This is a genomic window from Pseudomonas sp. SIMBA_068 (assembly GCF_046534705.1).
Lineage (GTDB): Bacteria > Pseudomonadota > Gammaproteobacteria > Pseudomonadales > Pseudomonadaceae > Aquipseudomonas > Aquipseudomonas putida.
Map to the genome: position 1 here is coordinate 1 of NZ_JAWRYI010001193.1, position 250 is coordinate 250.

The following is a 250-nucleotide window of genomic DNA, read 5'->3' on the forward strand; positions in this document are numbered from 1 at the left end:
GTGTTGCCTGCTCCGGCTTCTTCGCGGGCACAGGCAACTCAATCAGAAGCTGTAATCCACCGTCGCAAAATACGACCGTGGCATCCCCATCAACCACTGCTGCCCACTGAACGCCGACTGCACATACTCCCGGTCGAACAGGTTGTTCAACTGCAACCCCAGCCGCACATCCGGCAGCACCTGCCAGGCAACATTGGCATCCACCACGGTGTACCCAGGCGCGCTCTGGGTATTGGCAGTATTGGCAAAG

General features: G+C 58.8%; 1 protein-coding gene. It reads right to left on the reverse strand.

From position 1 onward, the window contains the following. Positions 1–42: 42 nt before the first annotated feature. On the reverse strand, positions 43–250 hold a 208-nt coding region (locus SB756_RS33300; RefSeq protein WP_410913662.1), incomplete at its 5' end, for a hypothetical protein.